General features: G+C 65.5%; 3 protein-coding genes. 1 reads left to right on the forward strand and 2 read right to left on the reverse strand.

Going from position 1 to position 2,568, the window contains the following annotated elements; genetic code table 11:
- Positions 1-639 precede the first annotated feature (639 nt).
- Positions 640-840, forward strand: coding sequence for a hypothetical protein (locus tag ABD255_RS19410; RefSeq protein WP_344215852.1), 201 nt, complete (start codon positions 640-642; stop codon positions 838-840).
- A 281-nt stretch (positions 841-1,121) separates the two neighbouring features.
- On the opposite strand, the gene ABD255_RS19415 is transcribed toward ABD255_RS19410, so the two are convergent.
- Together ABD255_RS19415 and ABD255_RS19420 are read right to left on the reverse strand one after the other, a co-directional pair.
- A complete protein-coding gene (locus ABD255_RS19415; RefSeq protein WP_344215854.1) occupies positions 1,122-1,247 on the reverse strand; it encodes a hypothetical protein in 126 nt (41 codons plus the stop codon).
- 244 nt (positions 1,248-1,491) lie between these two features.
- The coding region (locus tag ABD255_RS19420; protein ID WP_344215856.1) for an MFS transporter at positions 1,492-2,568 on the reverse strand (1,077 nt) is incomplete at its 5' end.

Consider the following 2,568-nt stretch of genomic DNA (forward strand, 5'->3'; position numbering starts at 1 on the left):
TGGCCGGACCCACCAGCAGCCGGACGGGTGCGTCGAGCCGCGGCGGCATCCCGTCCCGGGCAGGCGCACTTCCCGGAGACGCTGCCCCGACATCCCAGCGCTCGTCGATGTTCCGATCCACGGTCGTGTTCCCCACTTCCCAAGAGATCGCTCGGCCGGGACGGCGGCTGCCGACCGGTCCGTGAGCTGAAGCCGCGGCCCACATGGTTTCCAGTCGACACGATGCATTGCGACTGATCAGCATCCCCCTCCGAGTCCACTGGCCAGAAGCCCCTCGGACTCACCCAGCTAGATGTCGCGGACATCCCTTTTGGTTGCAGGACCGCGTTCTTTTCGACCTGCATCTAATCGTTTGGCTATTGTGATATGGCGCGATTCAAACTGGCGACGTGAGTGACTTCAGCTTCAAGCCGACGCTGACAGGCGATGTGGCAAATCCTTAGTCCCTGGACGAGGGCAAATACGAAGCGATGACGATTGCCATGGAGGATCCCGACGGATCCCAGAGGACGAATCGCGCAACTTCCGCGTCCTGCTCGGCGAGGCCGGCCAGAACGACGGATTCGACACCGAGGACTCCCCAAACCTCCAAGCCGAGATCGAGGCAGCCGCACAACCGGCCGAGTCCGATCAGCTCGCATGGGTCCGATCGCACGCACTCCGCATTACCACCGCCACTGCCCCTCCACGAAGCCGGCCACACCGCCCGCAAAAATCACCGACCAACTAGGCCCGGCCAAGGTCTCCATCACCCAAGACGTCTACCTGGGCCGCCGCGCGGCGAACCCAGCCGCCGCCGAAGCCCTGGGACAGGCCTTCGAAGACCTGGACCTGGTCTGAAGTGCGGCGAAGTTCGAACGCCAGGGACGGACTTCGGGCGCTTCGAGCCGGCCGACGAGGTTGTCACCTTGCGTTCGGACATGATCAGGATCCGATCTCGCCGCCGTCGGCGCGCCAGGTGACAATCACCGCAGGCCGGCGAAGTCTCGTCGGGCCGGGTGCTCTCGGGTTCGTCGACCGATGCTCCGGTGATTTCTCCGGATGCTGGATCGACCCGACGACCGAGCGGTTGTCGGTACGGCGTACGCGGACACTCCTCGGCGGCGCGCCACGGGCGGAGTTCAGAAGGTGGCTGCGAACAACGCGACCGACACCACCCAGATCGAGTTGATCCGCGGGCACCTGCGAGAAGAGGCCACGAAGTTCTCCCGCGGCGACTTCGCCGACCGGCGGCCATCCACGGTCATGACATGTCGGTACCAGCGGAGTTGCGGGCGGGGCCGGTCGCGTCCAAGTGCGTAACCAGGACCTCGACGACGGGGCGACTCACACCTAAAACGACCACAGAGTCGATCCTCGTCAAGGGAAGCCACTCACGGTTCGACGCTCAGGCAAGCGCCCACGGCTAGCTCCCCTTTGCCCAACCCCTGGGCAGACGAGGACCGGCACTGCTGACGGTTCTCTTGTCAGCAGTGCCGGCCGTCATCGTCCTCAGGATTGCTTTGCAGCGGAGGCGCCGGTGGTCACGGGTTCTTCGACCTGACGAGTGCGGAGCGTCACAGCGGCGATCACCGCACCCACCAAGGCGATCAACCCCGCCCCGAGGAAGGCGAGCGAGAAGCCGTCGGTGAGCGCAGCCATGTCACCCAACTGGTCAGCGCCATACGAAGCCGCAACGGCGGTCATGGCAGCCAACCCCAATGCGGAACCGACCTGGTAGCTCGTGTTGACGATTCCCGCGGCGAGGCCGCCTTCTTCGGGCCGAGCGGACGAGATGGCCGTACCTAGCGACGGGATGAAAGCGAGCGACATGCCGAGCGCGGCGACCAGCGATGCCGGCAGCACGTCGACCCAAAAGTTGCCGTCCGGCCGGATCAAGGACAGCCAACCCATGCCGGCTGCGAGGACGACCAGGCCGGTCACGATCATTGCCTTGGGCCCGAAGCGGTTGATCGCTCGCGGCGCCAGGGCGATCATCCCGATCATGATCAGAATGGTCATCGGCAGCAGGGCCGCCCCGGACGGGAAGGCACTGTAACCAAGAACCTGTTGCAGGTACAGGTTAAGGAAGAACCACATTGGGATCCACGCACCGCCAAGCAGCAGTTGGGCGAGGTTGGCCGCACCCAGGTTCGGCGTACGGAAGATGCTCAGCCGCATCAACGGTTCGCGACGGGACGCCTGTACTGCGAGGAAGATTCCGAGCAAAACAACCGCGCCCGCGAGAACGCCCCACGTCTCCACGGATCCCCAACCCACCTCGGGCGCTCGGACGATGGCGTAGACCGCCGCACCGAGACCTCCAGTGACGGTGAGAGCGCCCACCACGTCGACGGCGCCTCTCGCTCCGAGACCACCAGCCGGCATCAGCGCCGGCGCGGCGGCCAGTGCGATGGCCGCGATGGGGATGTTGATGTAGAAGACCCACGGCCAGGACACATACTCAGTGATCACGCCGCCGAGGAAGACGCCGGCCGTGCCACCAGCCGGAGCCGCGGCGCCGTACAGCGCCAGGGCCTTGGTCAGCTCGCGCGGGTCCGAACCGAACAGCATCATTAGCAGCGTCAG

It is taken from the genome of Kribbella sancticallisti (assembly GCF_039530625.1).
Taxonomy (GTDB): Bacteria; Actinomycetota; Actinomycetes; order Propionibacteriales; family Kribbellaceae; genus Kribbella; species Kribbella sancticallisti.